Source organism: Sphingomonas hengshuiensis, assembly GCF_000935025.1.
GTDB classification, from domain to species: Bacteria; Pseudomonadota; Alphaproteobacteria; order Sphingomonadales; family Sphingomonadaceae; genus Sphingomonas; species Sphingomonas hengshuiensis.
Window position 1 is genome coordinate 2303070 of the sequence record NZ_CP010836.1, and the last position, 22422, is coordinate 2325491.

A 22422-nucleotide genomic window follows, 5' to 3' on the forward strand; every position below is an offset into this window, starting at 1 on the left:
GGCTCAGGGAGAAAATTGAGTGATTCCGCTGCTCAAGGGCATCCGCGTGATCGAAATCGGGGCGGTGGTGCTCGGCCCCTATGCCGGGCAGATCCTCGGCGACCTCGGCGCCGAGGTCATCAAGGTCGAGCCGCCCGAGGGCGACATCGCCCGCAACGCACACCCGCAGGGGGCGGGCGGCGGCGCGCTGTTCGTAAATAACAACCGGAACAAGCGCATGCTCGCGATCGACCTCAAGCGGCCGGAGGGACGCGCCGCACTGGTGCGGCTGATCGGCACGGCGGACGTGCTGCTCCACAATATGCGCGCCGAGGCGGCAGAGCGGCTCGGGCTGGGGTTCGACGCAGTGGCCGCGATCAACCCGCGCATCGTCCATTGCGCCGCGACCGGCTTCGGGCAGGCGGGACAATATCGCGATCGCCCGGCGTTCGACGACATCATCCAGGCCGCAAGCGGCATGGCGGGGCTGGCGATGCAGCATGGCGGCGCGCCGCAATTCGTGCCGACGATCGTCGCCGACAAGGTGGCGGCATTGCACATCGTCTACGGCATCCTCGCAGCGCTGATCGCGCGCGAGCGCGGACAGCCCGGGCCGTTCCGCGTCGAAGTTCCGATGTTCGAGGCGATGGTCGCGTTCCTGATGAACGAGCATCTTGCCGAGGCCAGCTTCGCCGAAGACGGCGCGACCGGCTATCCGCGCATTCTGTCGCCCAATCGCCGACCGTTCCGTACCGCTGACGGCTGGATCGCGGTGCTGCCTTACACCGCCGAGCAATGGCGCCGCTTCCTCGCCGAGATCGATCGCGAGGCGCTTTGCGACGAGACGTGGTTCCGCGATGCGCGCATGCGCCAGGCCCGGATCAACGAACTCTACGCGATCCTGGCAGAGAGCCTCCCCGCGCGGACCACCGATGCCTGGATCGCGGCGCTGTCGGCACGCGACGTGCCATGCGCGCGCATCGCCACTCCCGACGATCTGTTGCACGATCCGCATCTGCGCGAGATCGGCTTCTTCGACGTGCCGGTTGGGTATCCCGCCGGGATGGCGCGGATGGTGCCGCAGCCTGTGCGCTTCGATACGGTCGCCCCGGTCGCCGATGCGCCGCCGGCTGCGATCGGCGCAGACAGCTACGCAGTGCTGCGCGACTGCGGGCATGACGCAGCGGCGATCGAAGCGCTGGTCGCTGCGGGGGTGATCCGAACCGGGCCGGGTTGAAACGCTCCATCGGGCGTCGCGGTTGAAAGCCAATGCTCTGATCGAGCATGCCGTGGTAGCGCGTCGGCGCCCCGCCTCGACCGTTTCGGGCAGCCGTTCGAGCCACGTCCCAACTGGCCCGTCGCTCGGGACGCGGGCCAGCATATTCCTCCGCCTCTCGTCGGGCCGCTGACGGCCGCGGCTGCGCTCGCTGGGATACAATCAGGCGCGAAGCATAAATTTCTCCTCTCAGCGCCTTGACTCATATTTCCATATGAGGACTAATGTATCCACAGAAAGAGACATTTTTAAGGATCTTGGTGGCCAGATTTCGCTTCAATCGCCTGTTTCGGTGAGGGGGCATGGGTGCCGCCTGCGGTAGGGAGCCTCCGCGCACAAGCAGCGCATGGATGGCAACTTGCCGTGCCAGGAATGGGTAGATTCGGTATCTGCAGATACGCCGATCGCGATCCCGCGCACCGACCTTCACTCCCTGTTCCTCAACTCCGCCACGCTCGAATGGGTCGGGATCGATGCTCCGCCCGAGCGGCGTCTGGCGGACAGGAGCGCTTTACCAGCGCCTCGGCGCCGCGTGGATAGTCCGATCCGGATGACCGATGGGAGGTCTGAATGAAATTGCCCGTGAGCCGCCGCACCGTTTTGGGTGGAATCGCGGCGCTACCCTTTCTCGGTGCTGCCGCGCCCGATCCCACGTCCGCGATCCTGATCCGCAACACCTATTTGTTCGACGGTACCGGCAGCGCGCGCCAACCCCGCAACGTGCGGGTCGTCGGCAATCGCATCGATGCCGTCTCGGTTGGAGACATCCCCGTGCCCGCCGGCGCGACCGTGATCGACGGCGCCGGCCAGACGCTGATGCCCGGCCTTACCGACGCGCATTGGCACATGTCCGCCGTGAAGGGCGCGTCGTGGATGGGGCCGGAGGATGCGAGCTCCGTCGCGCTGGTGTTCCAGGATGCCGAGCGCCAGTTGATGCGTGGGTTCACCACGGTTCGCGACACCGCGGGATCGGTGTTCGGCATCCGTGACGCCATCGAGCGCGGGATAGTGCCCGGCCCGCGCTGTTATCCCAGCGGCGCCGCGATCACGCAGACCTCCGGCCATGGCGACTTCGATCCGGCGGACGAGTTGCCCCCGACGCTCGGCGGCGCTGCCTCGCGATACCGGCGCTCGGGCATGACCGCGGTCGCCAACGGCGTGCCCGAAGTGCTTGCCGCGACGCGCCAGCAATTCAAACGGGGTGCGACTCAGATCAAGATCATGGCCGGCGGCGGTGTAACGTCGGATTTCGATCCGATCGACACGCTGCAGTTCACGCCGGAAGAGTTGCGTGCGATCGTCCAGGCGGCGACCGATTGGGGCACCTATGCCTGTGCGCATGTCTACACCGCGGCCGGCGTGCAGCGCTGTCTGGATGCCGGGGTCTTGTCGATCGAGCACGGCCATCTCCTCGACGATGCGACGGCGGAGCGCATGGCCAAGAAGGGCGCCTGGCTTTCGACCCAGCCGTTCGAGATGGGCGACAATGTCCTTAGTCCCGCGCAGATGGAAAAGGCCGCCGAGTCCCTGGGCACCGCCGGCTGGCAGTCGAGCGTCGCGCTGGCAAAGAAGCACGGCGTCAACCTGGCCTTCGGCACCGATCTCTTTTCGCGCACCCCTTCGTCGCGCACCGAGAATAGGATGTTGCCGCGGCTCGGCGCGGTGTTTTCGAATGCCGAGGTGCTGCGCATCGCGACGTCCGGCAATTGCAGCCTGTTTGCACATAGCGGCAAGCGCAATCCTTACCGGGCAGCGCCGCTCGGTGTCGTCAAGCCGGGGGCCTGGGCGGACCTGCTTCTGGTGCGCGGCAACCCGCTTGCCGACCTCCATCTGCTCGAAGATTATCAGCGCAACCTGTTGCTGATCGTCAAGGACGGCCAGATCTACAAGAACCTGATGCCGGCCTGAGCGCCAACCAACGAGCCGAGAGGAGCCCTCCGATGCGCCGCCCCCTGCCCTGTCTCGCCGCGCTCGCCGTCGCCCTGGGCGTTGCGGTACCCGCCACCGCGCAACAGGCCGCGTCGCCCCAGGCCTATACCCTGCCCGATACGCAGGTGTTCGATCTGGCCGCGCGCGACGATGGGCAGGTCTATCGCATCTTCGTCTCGGTGCCGACGCAGGCGCCGCCCGCGGAGGGGTTTCCGACGCTCTACGTGCTCGACGGCAATGCCTATTTCCCGGGCTTCGCTGGAGAACGCCGGATCGAGGAATTCGCCAAACAGGCAGGCGGGGGAATGCTTATAGTCGGTATCGGCTATCCCACGGACCAGGCCTATGACGTGCTGCGTCGGCGTTACGACCTGACCCCGGTCTGGCCCGAAAAGCTGCCCGCCGGCCAGGCCGGCGGAAACGAGCATTTTGCCAAATTCCTGCTCGATCAATTGATCCCCGAAATCGCCCGCCGCTACAGGGTGGCGCCCGAGCGCAAGTCGCTTTTCGGCCATTCGTTCGGCGGCCTGTTCGCGCTGCACATGCTCTATACCCGTCCCACTGCGTTCGAGGCGATCATCGCTGCCAGCCCTTCGATATGGTGGGGCGACCAGTCGCTGCTGACAGAGGAGCGCGCATTCGCCGTCCGCTTGGCCAGCGGCAAGGTCGCCGGCCGCGTCAGCCGCCTCTTGCTGCTGACCGGCGAGCGCGACGACGCCGCCACGATCACCTGGGATTCCGAGGCACTGCTCCAACGCCTCCAGCCGCTTTCCGCCTATGGATTGCGCACGCGCTTCGCCAAGTTCGAAGGCGAGACGCACATCACCGTGCCCTATCGCGCGATCACCCCGACGCTGCGCTTCGCGCTTGGCGTGCCCTGACCGAATGTGTCGCCTTTCGGAGCCCGGCGCGACCGCATCGATGCAATAGCGGAGGTGTCGATCGCCAGCCCATACACGGAAATCTGACACTCCCCGCGCGCAGGATCAGGCGGCTCTGGTCGCCTGATCCATAAGCTTCTTGGCGAGCGCGATCGCGTCGGCCTCGCTGGTCTTGCCGGCCTGGAGTTCGTCGGCGATTTCCAGCAGCCGGCTGGCGATCACCGTCCCTGCCTCGGCCGCCTCGGTGATGCGGATGCCGTTCTTGGCATTCGCGATCCGCTCCCATTCGGCGCGGATCGCCGCCCAATAGCCCTTGGTGGCCGCCCAATAGGTGTCCGCCGCCTTCACGTCATAGCCGTCGAAACGGGTATAGCTGTTCAGCACATATTCCTGGACGACCGGCTGCAGCGTGCCGTCGATCACGCCCATCTTGGTATTGTCCTGCCAGTGGATCCAGCCGGTCGGCGTCGGCTGGTGGCGGTTGATCCCGAGATAGCGGTCATAGACCGGCCCGCGCACCGCATCGCGCCGGGCGAGCGGGCGCCAGGTCCAGTTGGAGCGCCAGCGCCGCACGCCGCCTTCGGTGGTCCACTGGCCCCAGCCACCATAGCGCGGGCTGTCATCGACCTGATAGACGGTCTGCGACCAGCGGCCGCGCCGCATCGGCTCGGGCACGGCTTCCCATTTCCAGGTGTCGGGGCCGGCATAGACGAGCACGCGGGCAGGTTCATATTCCCAATCCTGCCGCCAGTGCTTGATCACATGGCTCTTGCCCTCGTGCTCCACCACCAGCAGGTGCTGGAGCACGATCTTGCGCCCGCTGTCCTCGATCACCCGCACCACTTCGTGGCCGCCGGATATCTTGGCCTCGATCGGGGTGTAGTCGGCACGCCAGGCGGTCGATTCCTGCATGTCGAAGCGCACCTTATAGGCGCCCGCCATGCCGACGATGTCGCGCCGGTCGGCTTCGAACGATGCCTGTTCCTCGGCGGCGGTGCGGGGCTTTACCGGGCCGTCCGCAGCCGCGGGCGGCGCCGGCAGCAGTGCCGCGAGGCTGAGGGCGAGCAGGCCAAAATGTCGAAACTTCATGATGTTCCCCCGATGCTCAGAAGCGGTAGCTGATCGAGACGCTACCGTTGCGTCCCGGCTGGGTATAGGCGTCCTTGACGGTCGAACTGGCGGCCAATCCGCGCACGTCGTTCCACCAGGCATATTTGGCGTCGAACAGGTTGAACACGCCGGCGCGCAGGGTCAGCCCTTCGCTCACGCGGAAGAAGGCGGTGGCGTCGACGATGGTGAAGGCGTCGGGCCGATAACAGGCGGCGGTGCACACACCGGTGGTCGCGGTCGCCTCCTTGCGGGTGCTGTGCGTGACGATCAACTGCCCGCCATACGCCCCGTCTGGCGCGCGATAGCCCAGGCCGCCGACGATCTTCGCCGGATCGACGGTCGAAAGCGACGCCTTGGTGCCGTTCCGGATCACGTCGCCATCGGCATAGGCAAAGGCGAGATTGGCGCTGAGGCCATGCCCCAGTTCGGCATTCACCCGTCCCTCGATGCCGGTTACCCGCGCCTCGTCGAGGTTGATGAACTGGTAGACCGCCGGGTTGGCCGGCGTGAACGCGCCGCCCACCACTTCCTGCGAGATGAAATTGTCGTAATCGGCGTGGAAGCCGGTCAGCTGCACGCGCACCCCGCCGCCGCCGAAGCGGATGCCGCCCTCCACGCTCCGGCTCGTCTCGGGCTTCAAATTGGGGTTGGGCTCGGAGCGATAGCCATAGGCGAGGTTCTGGAAGAACTGGTTGACCTGGCTCGGCTCGGGCGCCTTGAAGCCCTGCGCATAGTTGGCGAACAGGCTGACATCGGGGCTCAGCGCCAGCGTCGCGCCGATCTTGGGCGAGACGCGCGAGCCGCTCTGGCTGGCCGAGTTGAACGCCGGAAGCGCCGCGTCGCTCTTAGGATCGAGCGCGTAATGATCGAAGCGCAGCGCCGGGAACAATGTCACCGGCCCGAGGCTGATCTCGTCGGAGACGAACAGCCCCGCCAGCGTGAAGTCGGTGATCGGGAAGGCGCGGGTGGGATAGGTCTCGCCCGTCGGCGGCACGGTGCCGTCGCGAATGCCCTCCTGCCGGGTGCGGCTCGCATCGGCGCCGAGTATCAGCCGGTGGCGCAGCGGCCCCGTCTCATAGCCGAGCACGATCTCGCCCGATCCCCCGAACACGCGATTGTCGAAGGTGTTCAGCCGGGTGCGGTCGGCGAGCGTCACGCGGTCCTCGGCGGAGAACTGGCTGTCCTCGGACTGCTGCCAGTAGAGGCTCAGCCGCGTGCGCTGGATCGCGCCCTGCCCATCCCAGGTCCAGTCGAACGCGGCGCGCTTGCGCTTCGTGCTGTCGTTGGCGGTGGTGCCGGCGACGCTCGCGGTGACGCTGGTCAGCACGTTGCTGTCGAGATGGTTGTCGAGATACTCGCCGGTCAGCCGCAGCTTATGGCCGGTGCCGGGTTCGTAGACGATCCGGCCGAGCACCGCGTTCGAATCGCCGTCCTGCGGATTGGCCTTGGTCCGCGCCGCACCGCTGCCGCCGACGCTGCCCTGGTTCTCCAGCTCGCCGAAGTCGCGCCGGGTATAGGCGACCATCGCCGACCAGGCGCCCGACTTGCCGGCCAGGATGCCGGTCTCGCTCCATTCCTGGTCGGACGACTGGTAGCCGGCACGCACCAGCCCGCCCACGGACTTACCGCCGCCGAGGAAGTCGCTCGGATCGGCGGTGGTGAAGCTGATCGCGCCCGCCAGGCCGTCACTGCCATAGAGCGCCGAGGCGGGCCCGCGCAGGATCTCGACTGACTTCACCAGCCCCAGGTCGACATAGTCGCCGCGCCCCACGCTCTGCGCGCCGAAGGTGAAGCCATCGGGCACGCGCACCCCGTCCACCTGGATCAGCACGCGATTGCCGCCGATGCCGCGCACGATGAAGCCTTCATTACCCGCGCGGCCGGTGGTGCCCGATGCCGCGCCGAACCGCGCCGGCTGGCGGGGTACGCTCACGCCGGGTTCGAACCGCACCAGATCCTTGACGTCGTTGACCAGCTGGTCGGCCATCTTCTCGTCGGTGACGACGGTGACGGTGGCGGGTACCTTCTGCGTATCGGTGGCGAGCCGCGTCGCGGTGACGGTGATGGTGGCGGGATCGGGCTTGTCGTCCTCGTCGGCGGTGACGGGCGCCTGCTGCGCCTGAGCAACGGCCGGCGCGAACGACAGATAGGCGAACAGGCTCGCCGCCCCGGCCAGGCGGACGATGGAATGGATCACGAGCGCTCCCTTTGCTTATTACTGCGATTGATTCGCAATAGCTATATCTGCAAATGGGGATGCGTCAAACCCGTTTTCGGCGCAGGCACGTAGAACCTTCGGCGCGCACCTTTTTTTTACGGGACCGCCGAACTGTCGCGTCTTAGCGGGCGGGAGGAGCACGCATGTCAGCTGTCGCGGGGCATCCACGGCTTGAAGAATTGGCCGCGCACTACCGTGCGCCGCTGCTGCGATTCTTCCGCCGCCGCGTGTCCCCCGGCGAGGATGCCGACGATCTGGTGCAGGACGTCTTCAGCCGCCTCGCCGCGCAGGATCTGGCCAAGATCGCCAACATCCAGGGCTATGTCTTTCAGGTCGCGTCGAACGTCCTGCGCGATCGCGCCCGCCGGGCCAGCGTGCGCGGCATCGTCAGCCGAGTGCCCGACGGGTTCGATGTCGAGGACGAAGCCGCCTTCTCGCCCGAACGCATTCTCCAGAGCCGCGAGGCGGTGCAGATGATGATCTCCGCGCTCTACGAACTCCCGGAAACCGTCCGCATGGTATTCAGCCACTATCATTTCGACGGCGTTGCCCAGGTCGAGATCGCGCGGCGGATGGGCCTGTCGCTCAGCACCGTCGAGAAGCACATGGCCAAGGCCAACAGCCACCTCCTCTATCGCCTCCGGAAAGTTCGATGAGCCAGTATCTCGATACCGTGGAGGAGGCCGCTGCGGCTTGGGATGCGCGGTTGCGCGGGACCCAGGTGACGTTTCGCGATCGCCGCGCGTTCCACGCCTGGCTGCAACAGGATGCCGAGCACCAGGCCGCGCATGATCGCCTCCAGGCAATGCTCGGGGCGTTGCGCGCGCACGCGGACATGCCCGAGCTGAGCGCGCTGCGCGACGAGGCGCGCGCCAGCGTCCACGATACGCGGCGGCGGCGCTTCGCGACGTTTGCGTCGGTCGCCGCGGCGGCGATGCTCGTGGTGGCGCTGGTCACCTTCACCCAGAGCGAGCGCAGCGCCGAGCTCACCGCAGCGCTGCACGGCGACACGATCTATGCGACCTCGCCCGACGAGCGCGCGCGCGTAACGCTGGCCGACGGATCGATCCTGACGCTCGATTCGGGGACGCGCGTGGCGGCGCGGATCGGCGATGCGCGGCGCGACGTGACGCTGCTTGCCGGGCGTGCGCTGTTCCAGGTCGCCAAGGACCCGCAGCGCCCGTTCGTGGTGCGCGCGGGCGCGCGCAGCGTGACCGCGCTCGGCACGGTGTTCGACGTCCGGCTGGCGCCTCACGAAGTCCGGGTGACGCTGGCCGAGGGGTCGGTCGCGGTGCGGCTCCTGCATCCGCGCCGGGGGGAAAGGGTCCAGCAGCTGCTCAAGCCACATCAGCAACTCGTCGCGGTCGACGGCGAAGCCGCCCCCCGGTTGCGCACCATCGACACCGATCGCGCGCTGGCCTGGGCCGACGGGCAGCTCTTCTTCGACAATGAGCCGCTGGCGCGCGCGGTCGAGGAGATGAACGCGTTCTCGCCGCGCAAGATCCGCGTCGATCCGGCGGTGGCGGGGATGCGGATCAACGGCATGTTCCGCACGAGTAACCAGGCGGGTTTCCTCAAGGCGCTCGAAGTCACGCTGCCCGTCGAGGTGCGCCACGGCGCGCAGGGCAATGTCTATATCGTGCCGAAAGCCGGCCGCACCGCGTCGTCGGGGGGCGACGCGATGTAGCCTGCGCCGTTTCCGTATCCCCTTACCAGACAGGACAGCCCATCGTGAAACGACTCCCCCTCCTAACCTCCGCGGCGCTCCTCTTCCCCGCCGTCGCCGCCTCGGCGCAGGACGCGCCCAGCCCGGCGCGGCTCAAGGCCGATGTCGAGAAGCTGGTCAGCTTCGGCACCCGCCACAGCCTGTCGAGCCCCGACGATCCCAAGCGCGGGATCGGCGCGGCGCGGCGCTGGTTCGCCGAAGAGATGCAGCGGACGGCGGTGCAATGCGGCGGGTGCATCCAGACCTCGACGATCGAGCGCAATTTCACCGTCGAGCGCGCGCCGAACGGCGTCAACATCGTCGATGTCCTCGCGATCCAGCCGGGGCGTGATCCCAATCGCGTGGTGATCGTCCAGGGGCATATCGACAGCCGGGTCAGCGACGTGATGAACGCCACCGCCGATGCGCCGGGCGCCAATGACGATGCATCGGGCGTCGCGCTGGTGCTGGAGGCGGCGCGGCTGCTGTCGAAGCGCAAATTCGACGCGACGATCATCTATGCCGCGCTGTCGGGCGAGGAACAGGGGCTGCTCGGCGCGCAACTGTTCGCCGACACCGCGAAGGAGCGCGGCTGGGTCGTCACCGCAGTGCTCAACAACGACATTGTCGGCAACACGATCGGCCAGAACGGCACCCGCGTCGCGGACCGGGTCCGGGTGTTCTCCGAGGGCATTCGCGCGATCGAGACGGTGCCCGAACAGCTCGCGCGGCGCGGCAATGGCGGCGAGGATGACGGCCCAAGCCGCGCGCTCGCCCGCGCGATCGACAAGGCGGCGGAGACGATCCCCGGCGGGATCGATGTTTTCGTCGACCGCCGCCCCGATCGCTTCGGCCGCGGGGGCGATCATGAGCCGTTCCTCAAGCTCGGCTATCCCGCGGTGCGCTTCTCGGTGGGGATCGAGAACTACAACCAGCAGCACCAGGACCTGCGCACCGAGAACGGGATCGAATATGGCGATACGGTCGACAAGATGGACTTCCCGTATCTGGCCAAGGTGACGGCGATCAACGTCGCCGCGATCGCCCGCCTCGCCGCCGCCCCCGCTGCGCCGGCACAGGTCGGGCTAGCCGGCGCGCTGGGCAGCGATACGGTGGTGAGCTGGACCGCCTCGCACGGCGCCGCCGGCTATCGCATCCGCTGGCGGCGCAACGACAAGCAGGACTGGACCGACCAGCGCGACGTGCCCGCATCGGCGACCGAGGCGACGCTGAAGGACGTCGTCGTGGACGATCATTTCATCGGGGTATCGGCGCTGTCGAGCGACGGCGCGGAGAGCATCGTGACCTTCGGCGGTCGAGCGCCACGCCGCCCGCGCTGAGGCCTCCGTCGTAGCAAAGGCCCGCGCCGGAGGACCGGCGCGGGCCTTTTTGCATTGTAAGACTGGCGAAGCGCCCAAAAACCAACGGCACCCCCGCTTGCGCAGGAGTGCCGCCAGCCGACCCAAGGGTTCCGCCCTCGCTAGAATTTGAACCGAAGCCCCACGCGATAGGTCCGGCCGAGCAGGTCGTAGGGCGCCGAAGTACCGAACGACGTGCCGCTGCTGGGGATCGGTTCGGGGTCGCGATCGAACAGATTCTCGACCACGCCGAACAGCGTCACCTTGTTGTTCCCGCCCAGCGCAATGTCGTAATTCTGGGCGAGTTCGAAATACCAGACCGGATCGACATGGTTGAGGTCGTCGGCGATGCCGACGCTTCTGGTCGCGGGCTGGTTCGTAATCTTGCCCGGCCCCAGATAGCGCGTGGTGATCGTCGTGCGGCTGGGCCCGAGGGCGTAGGTCGCCGTCGCCAGCCCGCGCCATTTCAGGCTCCCGACCGTCCCCAGCGTCGGCGGCGTCGACCCACCGGGCAGGTTGGTCTCGTCCTTGAGCCGCTGCGACACCAGCACGCGCAGGTTGATCGCGCCGGGCAGCGCGCCGGCGATCGAACTGAGGCTGGCGCGGTAGCTCGCCTCATAGTCGACACCCTCGACCGCGACATTCTGGGCGTTGATGCCGCTGGTGTAGATCGTGGCGTTGGCGAGGGTCGTGGCGCCGGGAGCGCGGACGATCGAGTCGCATGCCGCGGGGTTGCGCGTCCCGCCAACGCCGTAGCACAGATCGATGATCTGCTGCGCGCCGACCGCCGTGATCGCATCCTTGATGTCGATCTTGTACCAGTCGACCGACACGCTGAACCCCGGCAGCCATTTGGGCTGGTAGATGCCGCCCGCGGTCCAGGTGTCGGCGATTTCGGGGGTGAGGTTCGGGTTGCCGCCGCTCAGCGTGATGTTCGGCACCTGCGGACTGCCTGTCTGGCTTCGATCCAGATAGGCGTTCACGAACTGGCTGCTCGGCGCGAACAGATCGTTGAGGTTGGGCGCGCGGATGTCGCGCGAGCGGGTGCCGCGCAGCCGCAGGTCGCCAATGTCCCAGGTCAGCCCGGCCTTCCACGTCGTCACCGCGCCGCTGGTCGAATAATCGGTCCGCCGCACCGCGCCGTTCAGCTCCAGGCTGCGCCCGAGCGGCGAATCCTGGAGCAGCGGCACCAGGATTTCGCCGAAGAATTCCTTGACGTTATAGCCGTTGCTCGCGCCCTTGAAGTTGCCGACATTCCATTGCGACGCCAGCGACACCGCGTCGGCGGTCGAGGAGAAGGACTCCTTGCGATATTCGAACCCTGCCGCGACCGTCACCGGCCCCGCCCAGGTCGAGAATGGGTTGTACTGCGCGTCGAACGAGAACACGTCCTGATAGAAATCCAGGTCCTGCCGGGTGCGATACCCGTCGCTGAGCCCCGTGACCCAGGCGATCGACGCGGCACCCAGCGATCCTTCGCCGAACAGGTTCATCGGCACACAGCCATTCCCCGGATTGGCCAACGTCGAGCGACAGATCGGCGTCCCCGCCGCGACGCCGCTGACGCCACCGGTGGCCGGATTGGCGATCACGTCGATCGCGAGGTTGAGCCGCGCGGGGATGATGTTGTTGTCGCGCGTGTACCAAACGTCGCTATGCCCGCGCTGGTAATAAGCGCGCCATTTGCCGCTGCCGAAGATGCTGCCCTCCAGCGCGGCAAGGATGCGGTCCTGCCGCCGGTTATACCCCGCCTCGCCGATATGCGTCCCCGGAGTATTGATCATGTCGTAGAACAGCCGGTTCATCTGGAACGACGTGACCCCCGCCTGGTCCATCGCCTGCCGCGTCACCACCGGGATGAACGGGTTGTCGCGCGTGATCGTCAGCGCGGTCGATCCCTGGCGGTTATAGACCGCCGACCAGTTCACTGTGTCGTTGCCCGCATAGCTGGCCTCGAAGATCGCCGTGATGTCGTCGGTCACCTCATAGCTGGCGCGGCCATAGATGCTCCAATGCTCGTCATCGGGCATCAGCGCGCCGCGGATCGGCATCGATTCGACGGTGCCGCCTGCCTGGACCTGGCCCTGCTGGATCGGGCCGAACACGAAATTGCCGACCGTGCCGCCGGGGCCGAACACCATCCCCTTTAGCGGGCCGGTGGCGATCACGCCCCCGGGGGTGCTGTTATACCCCGCATCGGTGCGCACGAGCTGGCCGGGCTGGCCGTTGGTCGCGGTCCAATCGGGGTTGTTGAGCAGGCGGAGCCCCGGCTGGAACCAGTCGCGGGTGCTATCGTAAAAGTCGATCCGCTCGCCCTTGAAGTACGAACCGCTGAGCAGCAAATGCCCGCGCCCGCCCGCGAATTTGGTGCCATAGGCAAGGTCGCCCGACACTACGCGGCCATCCGCATAGTCGGTCTGGCTCAGGTTGATGCTGCCCTTCAGCCCGGTGAACTTGGTATCGAGGATGAAGTTCACCACGCCAGCGACAGCGTCCGAGCCATAGGCCGCCGATGCGCCACCGGTGACGATGTCGACGCGCTGGACGAGGTTCTGCGGCAGGAGGTTGATGTCGACTGCCGGCGACATCCCCGATCCGACGACGCGGCGCCCATCGAGCAGCGTCAGCGTCCGCGTCACACCCAGGTCGCGCGCACTGAGCTGGTTCGCGCCGCCGGTCGCATTGGCGAACAGCGTGGTGGTGCGCGGGGTATTGCCGGTGCCCATTGCGGGCAATTGGGTGATGTAGTCGGCGATGTTGGTGGGGTTGCGCTCCTGGATGTCCTCGGCGGACAGCACCGTCGTGGGCGTCGGCGCCTGATAGCCGTCGCGCACGATGCGCGATCCGGTGACGACCAGTTCCTCGCCCTCCTGCACGCTGGCGTCCTGCGTCGCGGGGAGCGGTCCGGCCTGCACGGCGACGGGCGCGTCGTCGGCGGAGGTGCGCGAAGCGGTCTGGACCGGCGTCGCCTGGAAGCTTGTCGGCTCGCGCCGCGCGATCACCGCCTGGGGTCCGCTCGCCTTGCGCAGCGTCAGCACGGCATCGCCCTCGGCGCGCAGCCCGGTGCCCTGGAGCAGCAGCTGGAGCGCGGTGCGCGGCTCCAGCTTGCCGCGCGCGCCCCGGCTCTGCTTGCCCGCGACCATGGCGCTGGAAAAGATGATCTCGCGGTTCGCCTGTCGCGCAAAGGCGTTCAGCGCGCGTGCCAGATCACCGGCAGGAATGTCGAAATTGCGCGCCTGCGCGGACACCGGCGCGGCAACGAGGCACAGCGCGAGCGTCGCCACGGAGCCGCCGCCATAGATCGAGAACCGTCCCCTGTTGTACATCGCGTCCCCCTTGCCCATGCATCATGGTTCCCTCCGAAAGACGCAGCGCCACTACGATCCCGCCAAAGATTTTCCGCACCGCAACAATTTTGTCACCGTCTCCCGACGATTGGGGATGAATCGCCGCCAGCCAGCGGATCGCGCCGACGCTGCGCCGCATTGGCAGGCATCGCGCGTTCCTGGCGTTTGCGGGTGCGCATCTTCACTTCGCGCCAGTCGACGCCGAAATGTCCCCGTTGATCCGGCAGACATCTCTTTGGCCCCCTCCAGCGGCCCCTGGTCCGCTTCGCACCGCCAGGCTCCGGTCGAGAACAATTCCACCCTTCGTTCCCGGCGCCGGTGCTACGCTAAGGCTGTCCGCACGAATCCTTCAGGGATCACCTGACGCGAGGCACGCAGGAGGGGGAAGGCAAATGGTTGGCTTCAGCAAACGCGAAGTGCTGGCCGCACCGCTCGCCGCATTGGGATTCGCCCCGGCATACAGCCGCGATCGGTCCTTGCGGGCGCAAGACGCGCTTCCCTCGCCGGCCATCGGGCCCTTCGACGCCAGCGTCGCCTCGCTCAAAACCTATCGCGCGCCCGCCTGGTTCGGCGATGCGAAGTTCGGCATCTGGTCGCATTGGGGGCCACAGGCGGTGCCGCGCCAGGGCGACTGGTATGCGCGGTTTCTCTACGTCCCGGGCCACCCGCATTACGACCATCATCTCAAGACCTATGGCCACCCGTCCGAGTTCGGGCACAAGGATATCATCGCCTTGTGGAAGGCCGAGAATTTCGATCCCGACGCATTGATGCACAAATATGCCGCCGCCGGCGCGCGCTATTTCGTCGCGATGGGCGTCCATCACGACAATTTCGACCTGTGGAATTCGAAGCATCACCGCTGGAACGCTGCGGCGATGGGTCCCAGGCGCGATATCGTCGGCGCGTGGCGGACGGCGGCCAAGCGCCTCGGCCTGCGCTTCGGCGTTTCGGAGCATCTCGGCGCCAGCTACACCTGGTGGCACCCCAGCCACCTGTACGACCAGTTCTGGCCCAAGCTCGGCCTTCGCTATGACGGCGCGGACCCGCGCTACACGGACCTGTATCACGACAATCGCGACGAGCCGTTCGTCAACACGCCCGCCAGCTGGTACACCACCAATCCGGCATTCCATCGCCACTGGCTCGACCGCATCCGCGATCTGGTCGACAGCTATCAGCCCGATCTGCTCTACACCGATGGCGGCCTGCCGTTCGGCGAAGTCGGCCGCGCCTTGGTCGCGCATCTCTACAACAGCAGCATCGCGCGCAACGGCACGCTCGATGCGGTGTACACCTGCAAGGATTCGGGCTCGGGCGAATTCCACAAGGAGGCCGTCGTCCAGGATGTCGAGCGTGGGGTGCTGGCCGGGATCAACCCGTTGCCCTGGCAGACCTGCACGTCGAATGCGGACTGGTTCTATAGCGATCACCATCCGTTCAAGACGACCGGCGAGGTCGTCACCATGCTCGCCGACATCGTCAGCAAGAACGGCAACATGCTGCTCAACATCTCGCAATATCCGGACGGCAGCCTGCCGCCGCAATCGGAGCAGCTTCTCGCCGAGCTCGCGGCGTGGATGAAGGTGCATTCCGAAGCGATCCACGGCACCCGCCCCTGGAAAATCCATGGCGAGGGTCCGACCACGCCCAAGCCCGGCATGTTCAACGAGAAGGCCGAATATACCGCGCAGGACATCCGCTTCACCACCAAGGGCGCGGCCCTATACGCGATCACGCTCGCCGAGCCGCGCGGCACCGTCGCGATCCGCGCGCTCGCACTCGACAACCCGCACGAGCGCCGCCGGGTCCGCTCGGTCCGGCTGCTCGGCCACCCCGGGCCTATCGCGTATCGCCAGACCGACAGCGCACTGGTGATCGATGTGCCAACGACGCTGCCGGCCCGTCACGCAAGCGCGTTCAAGATCGGCTTTGGGGCATGATCGGCGGGTTCGCCCGAGCAGCGGGTATGGCGTTGACGCTGGCGCTGGCCGGCTCCCTTGTCGCGCCGTCGGCCCATGCCCAGAGCGCGGCTGGGCATCCGGAATGGCCCGGCAAGGGCCAGCTTTTCGTCGGGACCAATTATCAGCCGATCGATCGTTCGCCCGAGCAGATTCGCCAGGACATCGCGATCATGAAGCGCGCCGGCTTCGATCTGGTCCGCGTCGGCGACCTGTCGTGGGATTCGTTCGAGCCCGAGGAAGGCCGGTTCACGTTCGAATGGCTCGACGACGTCATCGCCCAGATGCACGCCGCCGGGATCCGCGTCGTGGTCGATATTCCCGGCCAGCCTGCGCCGATCTGGCTGCACAAAACCTATCCGGGCGTCGATATCGTCACCCAGGACGGCATCCGCCGCAACGCCGCCTCGCGCTATTGGGACAATATCAGCGATCCCGATTACCGCCGCCTGGCCAAGCGCCTCGCGCAGCGGATCATGGCGCGCTACGCCCATAACCCGGCGGTGATCGCGCTCGGTTACGATAACGAGATCGGCAATGGCCAGGTCTCCTATTCCGAAGCCGACCGGGTCCGCTTCGTCGCGTGGCTGCAGCGCAAATACGGGACGATCGAAGCGCTCAACAAGGCCTGGGCGACGCAGCGCTGGTCGCGCCGGCTGAATAGCTGGGACCAGATCGACCTGCCCTATTTCCACGGGCCAGGTCCGAACGAACGCTATCTCGATCTGCGCCGCTATTGGTCCGACGACACGATCGGCGCGCTTACGGACCTGGAGGCGGTGCGCAAGCAGGTCGCGCCCAATCTTCCCGTGGCGTCCAATCTCTGGCCGACCGCGTCAACCAAGGGTTTCGACTATCTGCGTTCGTGGAACCGTATCTCCACCTATGGCGCGCAGGGCTTCTATCCCGGCGACCCTCTCGGCGCCGGCTTCGAGGTGATGATGAACCGGGCCGGGCACGACACGCCAATGTGGTTCAACGAATTCACCGCCGGCGGCGGCGGCTATTACGGCACGCCGGGGCGCTCGCGCATGTGGGCCTATTTCGGCCTGCTTCATTATGCGCAGACCGTTCTCGCCTGGACCTTCAATTCGCATATCGGCGGGGAGGAGCAGTCGCTGTTCGGGCTCGTCGATCATGACGGGCGCCCATCCTGGAAAGTCGATGAGTTCGGGCGGATCGCCAGCGAGTTCCGGCGGCTGCAGGCGATGGGCTTCCCGCGCTATCGCCGGCCCGAGGTCGCGGTCCATTATTCGTTCGAGACGAATTGGCTGACCAATCCGCCGCAAGGCCCGAACACGATGAAGGAATATTTCAAGGCCAGCTATGACGATCAGGTCAAGGCGGCGTTCCAGCCGCTGTTCCGGGACAATATCGATGCTGCGGTGATCGATGTCGGCCACGATCCGATCGCCGGCTACAAGTTCGTCATCCTGTCGAGCGCCTATATCATCGACGCGCCGACCGCGAAGGCAGTGCGCGACTATGTCGCCAACGGCGGCACGGTGATCATGACCGGCTATTCGGCCAAGGTCGATGAAACCGGCAAATGGTTCGAAACGCCGCTGCCGGGGCGGCTGGCGGACGTATTCGGCCTGCGCACCAACGCGTTCTACCGGTCCGAAAAGCCGCTGCAATTCACCTTCGACGGCGCCGTCCGCACCGGCACCGACCCTTATTACGAGGTCCTGGAGCCGGACACTGCCAAGCCGCTGGCGATGTTCGCGAACACGCCGCAGCCCAGCCCGGCGATCACGATCAACACATTCGGCAAGGGCCAGGCGATCTACCTCGCCACGGCAGCGCAGGCCGCGTTCCTCGATCCGCTGGTGCGCTCGCTCTATGCCACGCTGGGGATCGCGCGTGGCCCGGCGACGCCCGAAGGCGTGGTCGCTCGCGACGTCGATGGCCGGACGCTGTACGTCAACACCAACAATGCGCCGGCTGCCGTCGCTTTCGCCGGGGCGAGGAAGGATGCGCTGACCGGCAAGACCCATTCCGCGAAGATCGACCTCGAGCCGTACGGCGTCGCGCTGCTCCAATAGCCGTCGCGCGCGCCGCCAGGCCGGGCCAAATGCCGGTCAGCGATAGGTGCCCATCGTTATCCGCAGCATCACCGGGCGATCGGTGAAGTTGTAGCCATAATCGACCTGGTCGCCGTTCCACAGCCGGGTGGTGACCCATTTGCCATCGACGAAACCGCCTTCCTCGGCGCGGATCAACTGGCCCTGTTCGCCCGCAGCCGCGGCCGCGAGCGACACATGGACGCGGACATTATTGCCGGTGAGCAGGAAGGTGTCGGGACCGATCTGGGCAGCGACCATGCCGCCGATATCCAGGTCCGCGGCGGGGTGCCTGTCGACCTTGGTCCATTTCGACCAGCTTTCATCGCCCATCTGCCATTGGCCGTAGCGCGTGCTGATCTTCCACCGGCCCATGACCTTCGACTGATACCCTTCGGGCGCGCCCTTGGCGGTGCCCCAGACGGGATGTTCGAACGCGATCCGCGCCCAGTCCGCGGCCATCGGCTCCAACAGGCGATAGGGTTGGGCAAAGACCGCGAGCGTGGCGTCGTCGAGGGTCTTCGCGCCGAGCGGGTAATTGAAATAGCCCGTGCCATCGATGCCGAACGGCGAGAAACCGAGCCCGCCATGGCCGAGCACCGGCCACAGGAAGCGGGCATATTCCTGCGCATTGCCGATCTCCGGCACCATCAGCGCGTTGTCGGCGCGGGCATATTTGTCGAGGATCGCGAACACCTCGGCGGGATCCCGCTTGTAGATGTCGGGCGCGAGCAGATCGATATGCGGGGCCGCGGCCTTCCACACCTCGATCACGTTCCAATTGGGCCCGCCCGACGGGCCGACATCGCCGGCCTCGTCGCTAAAGGCATCGCCCAACGCGGCATTGACATACATCGGCAGCGGCTTCTCGGCCTTGCCCGCCGCGGCGACTGCGTCGATATAGCTAGCGACGTACCAGGTCTGGAAGAACTGCTCGGCGCGCTTGCCGAACAGCTGGGTCCAGGTCCCCGCCGGCTTGCCCAGCGCGCGCGTCAGCGCCGCCGGCACCGGACCCTGGAACAGCCGTTCCGCTTCGGGCGAATGATCGCGCGCGAGATCGTAGCTGCCGGCCTCATTCTCCGGCTGGACCATGATCACCGTGTGTGTCGGATCGATCCGGGCAAGATGCCGCAGCAGCGCGACAAAGGCCCGCTTGTCCGCCGCCAGCGTGTTTCGCCCGTGCGGGCTGAGCGCATAGTGCAGGCTTCCGTCGGCCTTGCGCATGCGGGGAAAGCGCCCCGTGTCGCGCTTGACCCATTCCGGCGCATAGCTGGCGTTGGTGTTCTTCCACGTCGCGAACCACAGCAGCACCAGCCGCACATCGTGCGCGCGGGCCTGGGCGACCAGCGTGTCGAGAAACGAAAAGTCGAACTGCCCCTCGACCGGCTCGACCTGCTCCCAGGCGATCGGCATTTCGAGCGTGTTGGCATGAATCCGGGCGATCGTCGGCCATATGAGCGGCAGCTGCGAGGGATAGTTGCTCGAATTGTTCGCCTGCACCCCCAGCATCAGGAACGGCGCGCCATCGACCAGCAGCGCATGCCGCCCGTCGCGCGCGACGATACGCGGCACCTCCTGCGCGTGCGCCGGGGCGGTGCCGAAGACACCGCCGATCATCGCCGACAGCAGCATCGTCAGGCCGAGGATCGCGCGAAGCCGCCGCCGCGTCGCGTACACCAGCACGCGGCTCATCGCCGGCGGACCGTGAGCGCGCTGCCGTCATAGGTGACAGCGACCGCGGCGTTGGGCGCGAAATCGGGCGCGACGGCCTGTTCCGGGGTGTGGAAGCGCACCGAGAGGGCCCGCGTCGCAGGCATGCCCGCAAAGCTCCCCTGCCGCACACCGATGGTCAGCGTGCCGGCGGCCTCGTCCCAGCGGATCGGCACGCGCGCGAACGCGCCCCGTTTATAGTCCGGCGACAGTCCGTCATCCTCGTAGAGCGAGAAACTGCCATCGGCGCCGGTAAAGACATGGAGGACGATGGCGCCACCGGGGTCTTGGCCGGTCCATTGAATGTCGGGGCCGGTCGGGACGATCGACCCGGCGCGCACGAACAGCGGCAGGCGCTCGCGCGGCGCGGCGGCGGCGATCGTCTGCCCGCCCTTCGCAAAAGCCCCGGTGTTCCAGTCGTACCAGCCGGTGCCTGCCGGCAGATAGACCGGGCGGCTGCGCGCGTTGAATTCGGTGACCGGCGCGACGAGGAAAGCGGGGCCGAACATATATTCGTCGTCCACGTTCCAGCCCTTGCGATCGGTCGGGAAGTCCATCGCCAGCCCGCGCAGGATCGTGCCGTCCTTGTGCCAGGTGTCGGCGGCGATCGTGTAGATATAAGGCATCAGCCGGTAGCGCAGCCTGGTGTACGCGACCATCGCATCGTACATCGCCTTGTCATCCCTGGCGATCTCATAGATCTCGCGTTTGGGGGTCTCGCCATGGCTGCGGAACAGCGGCGAGAAAGCGCCGAACTGGAACCAGCGCAGATTGAGCTCGCGCCATTCGGCGAGATGCGCCGGCTCCTGATTGGTGTAGCGATCCTCGAGCGCGAAGCCGCCGATGTCATGGGTCCAGTTGGGAATACCCGACATAGAGAGGTTGACGCCCGCCGAAATCTGGTCGCGCAAATCGTCCCAGCGCGCAGCGACGTCGCCAGACCAAAGCGCCGAGCTGGTCCGCTGGGTGCCGGCAAAGCCCGAACGGGTCAGGATGAACGGCCGGCGTTCGGGCTGCTCCTTGCGCAGATTCTCCGCCAGCCCTTCCGAATGGACCAGCGGATAGCTGTTGAACAGCACTGCCCCCGGATCGTGGAGCGGCGACGACATCTGGTATTTGCGCTCGTCCACCGACAGGTTCGAATGCCAATCGGGCTCGGTCGCGTCCATCCACCATGCGTCGAAGCCCTTGGAGACAAGCTTGTCGCGGATCTGCTGGAAATACAGGTCGCGCGCACCCTTCACATACGGGTTGTAATAGGTGTTGGCATAGCCCGGCCCGACCCAGTCCTTCTGGCCCGCTTCGAGCGGGCGGCGATACAGCCAGCCCTTGGCGTCGAGTGCCTTCCCATTCTCCGTCGTCGGATAGAATTTGGGCCATACCGAGATCATGATCCGGGCATTCTGGGCGTGGACCTTCTCGACCATCTTTTCGGGCGAGGGGAAGCGCGCGGCGTCGAACTCGTGGCTGCCCCAGCTCGGATCGGTCCAATAGCGCCAGTCGAGGACGATATTGTCGAGCGGGATGCCGCGGCGGCGATATTCATCGACCACGCCGGTCAGCTGGTCCGCGGTCTCGTAGCGCTGGCGGCTCTGCCAGAAGCCATAGGCCCATTTGGGCATCATCTCCGCCTTGCCGGTCAGCGCGCGATAGCCGGCTATCACGCGATCGGGGGTTCCCCCGCCGACAAAGTAATAATCGAGCGCGCGAACCGCTTCGGACGAAAGCCACAGCGAATGGCGATCCGGATCGGGCAGCGGATCATTGTGGTAAAAGGCGATATAGCCGGCGTTGGGCTCCCATTCGATCTTGACCTCGGCCGCCTTGCCGGCGGTCAGCGGCAGCTCGAAATTGTGGAACCAGGGATTCCAGTTCTGGCGCCAGCGGTTGAACACTTCCCTGCCGTCTACCGACAGCTTCACATAGCTGGAGGCATAGAGGCGGAATTTGTGGACGCCCGATTTGGTCGGGTGGAGCGTACCGGTCCACACCACTTTCTGCGTCTCGACTGCATTGCCGGCGATATTCTGGCCGCTCTCGCCCGCCCGCTCGGTCCTGGCCTTGGCGGCGGCGGGCCATTTGGCCTGATCGCGGAGATATTCGTAATTGATCTCCGGCTCGCGCTGGGTGACCGCCAGTTTGTCGCCCAGATAATATTGCGCAGTCCAGCCGGGGGCCCCGCCGCTGGTGACGTTCAGCCCCTTGCCGGTCGGCGCATAGGGCGTGGGATTGCCGAAACGGGTGATCGAATTCGCATCCCACAGCACGCCATAGCCCTTGGTCGAAACCAGGAACGGGACGGCGATATCCATATTGTGCTGGGCGAGTTCGACATCCTCGCCATTGTAGTTCATCTGGCGGTTCTGGTGCTGGCCAAGCCCGAAGAACCCCTCGTCGGTGCCGCGGTTGAACTGCTGCTGGACGGCAAGGAAAGCCTTGCCTTCGATCGTCACCGGCCGGAACGCGCCGCGCGCGGCTTCGTCGAGCACGGGCTTCCCGGTCCGGTCGAGGAAACGGACATGGCCATCGGCAAGCCGCACCTCGGCAGTCGCTGCCGCCGCCTTCACGCGAACCGTGCCAGCCGCCTCTTCGACGGTGAAGTCCCCGCCGGGCCTGGCGGTGACCATCAGGCTGTCCGGCAGTTCGAGAGTCTCCTCCGGCGTCGCGGTGACGCGGAACCGGTCTTCGCCATAGACGAGTATGCGGACCCGCTTGGCCGGGCCGGACGCAGGCGTGACGACAACGCCGTTCGCGACGCGCTCGACGGTCTGTGCGGCAACCGCGAGGGGCGACACGCTCGCCAGGACAGCGGCGGCAAGGGCGAGCCGATAATGGGTCAAGATACGATCTCCTGTACGTCTGTTCCGGCACGCGGCGGGGTGCCG

At 66.6% G+C, this 22422-nt stretch carries 13 protein-coding genes; 8 read left to right on the forward strand and 5 right to left on the reverse strand.

Annotation, left to right across the window (positions count from 1 at the left end; translation table 11 throughout):
* Positions 1–19: 19 nt before the first annotated feature.
* The 3 genes from TS85_RS10205 to TS85_RS10215 all read left to right on the forward strand — a co-directional run bounded on the left by TS85_RS10205 (position 20) and on the right by TS85_RS10215 (position 4065).
* Positions 20–1216, forward strand: coding sequence for a CaiB/BaiF CoA transferase family protein (locus tag TS85_RS10205; protein WP_077228550.1), 1197 nt, complete (start codon positions 20–22; stop codon positions 1214–1216).
* Positions 1217–1825: 609 nt separating this feature from the next.
* The gene (locus tag TS85_RS10210; RefSeq protein ID WP_077228551.1) at positions 1826–3163 is read left to right on the forward strand and encodes a metal-dependent hydrolase family protein; all 1338 of its coding nucleotides are present in this window, start codon (positions 1826–1828) and stop codon (positions 3161–3163) included.
* A gap of 32 nt (positions 3164–3195) precedes the next feature.
* Positions 3196–4065 (forward strand): alpha/beta hydrolase, encoded by an 870-nt coding sequence (locus tag TS85_RS10215; protein WP_052507834.1) that lies wholly within the window; start codon positions 3196–3198, stop codon positions 4063–4065.
* Between the two features lie 105 nt (positions 4066–4170).
* Here TS85_RS10215 and TS85_RS10220 read toward each other — a convergent pair whose 3' ends face one another.
* Positions 4171–5154: a DUF6607 family protein gene (locus TS85_RS10220; protein ID WP_044332005.1), complete on the reverse strand. Its 984-nt coding sequence runs from the start codon at positions 5152–5154 to the stop codon at positions 4171–4173.
* Between the two features lie 16 nt (positions 5155–5170).
* Complete coding sequence (locus TS85_RS10225; RefSeq protein WP_044332006.1) at positions 5171–7372, reverse strand: TonB-dependent hemoglobin/transferrin/lactoferrin family receptor; 2202 nt, start codon at positions 7370–7372, stop codon at positions 5171–5173.
* A gap of 164 nt (positions 7373–7536) precedes the next feature.
* On the opposite strand from TS85_RS10225, the gene TS85_RS10230 reads away from it, so the two are divergent.
* From TS85_RS10230 to TS85_RS10240, 3 genes are read left to right on the forward strand one after another with little or no spacing between them, the layout of a single operon-like run.
* The gene (locus tag TS85_RS10230) at positions 7537–8049 is read left to right on the forward strand and encodes an RNA polymerase sigma factor (RefSeq protein ID WP_044332007.1); all 513 of its coding nucleotides are present in this window, start codon (positions 7537–7539) and stop codon (positions 8047–8049) included.
* Positions 8046–9080 carry a FecR family protein gene (locus TS85_RS10235; protein ID WP_052507836.1) on the forward strand — a complete coding sequence of 345 codons (1035 nt, stop codon included), beginning with the start codon at positions 8046–8048 and terminating at the stop codon, positions 9078–9080. The genes TS85_RS10230 and TS85_RS10235 overlap by 4 nt, the downstream gene beginning before the upstream one ends.
* A gap of 44 nt (positions 9081–9124) precedes the next feature.
* Positions 9125–10438 carry a M28 family metallopeptidase gene (locus TS85_RS10240; RefSeq protein WP_044332008.1) on the forward strand — a complete coding sequence of 438 codons (1314 nt, stop codon included), beginning with the start codon at positions 9125–9127 and terminating at the stop codon, positions 10436–10438.
* A 140-nt stretch (positions 10439–10578) separates the two neighbouring features.
* On the opposite strand, the gene TS85_RS10245 is transcribed toward TS85_RS10240, so the two are convergent.
* The gene (locus TS85_RS10245) at positions 10579–13782 is read right to left on the reverse strand and encodes a TonB-dependent receptor domain-containing protein (RefSeq protein WP_162184710.1); all 3204 of its coding nucleotides are present in this window, start codon (positions 13780–13782) and stop codon (positions 10579–10581) included.
* 413 nt (positions 13783–14195) lie between these two features.
* On the opposite strand from TS85_RS10245, the gene TS85_RS10250 reads away from it, so the two are divergent.
* Together TS85_RS10250 and TS85_RS10255 are read left to right on the forward strand one after the other, a co-directional pair.
* Positions 14196–15746 (forward strand): alpha-L-fucosidase, encoded by a 1551-nt coding sequence (locus TS85_RS10250; RefSeq protein WP_044332009.1) that lies wholly within the window; start codon positions 14196–14198, stop codon positions 15744–15746.
* A gap of 26 nt (positions 15747–15772) precedes the next feature.
* On the forward strand, positions 15773–17809 hold the full coding sequence (locus tag TS85_RS10255; RefSeq protein WP_227698750.1) for a beta-galactosidase: 2037 nt from the start codon (positions 15773–15775) through the stop codon (positions 17807–17809).
* A gap of 36 nt (positions 17810–17845) precedes the next feature.
* Here the strand turns inward: TS85_RS10255 and TS85_RS10260 are convergent, their stop codons facing one another.
* Both TS85_RS10260 and TS85_RS10265 read right to left on the reverse strand, forming a co-directional pair.
* Positions 17846–19519 carry a DUF5597 domain-containing protein gene (locus tag TS85_RS10260; protein ID WP_044332011.1) on the reverse strand — a complete coding sequence of 558 codons (1674 nt, stop codon included), beginning with the start codon at positions 19517–19519 and terminating at the stop codon, positions 17846–17848.
* Positions 19516–22377: a TIM-barrel domain-containing protein gene (locus TS85_RS10265; RefSeq protein ID WP_044332012.1), complete on the reverse strand. Its 2862-nt coding sequence runs from the start codon at positions 22375–22377 to the stop codon at positions 19516–19518. The genes TS85_RS10260 and TS85_RS10265 overlap by 4 nt, the downstream gene beginning before the upstream one ends.
* Between the last annotated feature and the right edge of the window lie 45 nt (positions 22378–22422).